The sequence below is a fragment of the Curtobacterium sp. MCBA15_007 genome (genome assembly GCF_001864905.1).
GTDB classification, from domain to species: Bacteria; Actinomycetota; Actinomycetes; order Actinomycetales; family Microbacteriaceae; genus Curtobacterium; species Curtobacterium poinsettiae.
Window position 1 is genome coordinate 233,799 of sequence record NZ_MJGM01000087.1, and the last position, 744, is coordinate 234,542.

1 protein-coding gene is annotated in these 744 nt (G+C 70.6%); it reads left to right on the forward strand.

Annotation, left to right across the window (positions count from 1 at the left end):
- Window positions 1-166: 166 nt before the first annotated feature.
- The coding region (locus BIU95_RS17360) for a CorA family divalent cation transporter (RefSeq protein WP_302846973.1) at window positions 167-744 on the forward strand (578 nt) is incomplete at its 3' end.

The following is a 744-nucleotide window of genomic DNA, read 5'->3' on the forward strand; positions in this document are numbered from 1 at the left end:
GGCACCGTGCCTCCAGTCCGTCCTGGGTCGCGCCCAGGGCGTGTCAGGACTCCGACAGGAATCCGGCGCGCAGCGTGAGGGCTCCGTCAGGGAAGCGCTCGCACCGTCGGCGGTCCGGCATGATCGGCAGGTTGCCCGCACGCCCCACGGAACCAGGAGGACACCGGTGGCCCTCATCGACAACGGCATCTACGTCAACGGAACGCGGACCCAGTCGCCGCAGGACCTCAGCCTGACCTACGAGGCACTCGACGCCGCGGGCAGCGGGGCGATGGCCTGGATCGGGCTGTTCCGACCGACCGCCACCGAACTCGCGTCCGTCGCGGACGAGTTCGGGCTGCACCCGCTCGCCGTCGAGGACGCGCACAAGGGGCACCAGCGCGCGAAGCTCGAGCGCTACGGCGACACGCTCTTCGTGGTGCTGCGACCCGCCTGGTACGACGAGGACGAGGAGACGGTCGAGTTCGGCGAGGTGCACCTGTTCACCGGGCGGGGCTTCGTGGTCACCGTGCGGCAGGCGGAACGGCCGAACCTGGCCGACGTGCGGAAGCGACTCGAAGCCGATCCGGAAGCCCTGGGGCGAGGGTCCGAGGCGGTGCTCTGCGCCGTCCTCGACGAGGTCATCGACAGCTACGCCCCGGTCGTCGCCGGGCTGCAGGACGACATCGACGACATCGAGGACGACCTGTTCGACGGGGACGTCGACCCCGCGTCGTCGCGGCGGATCTACCAGCTGCTCAGCGA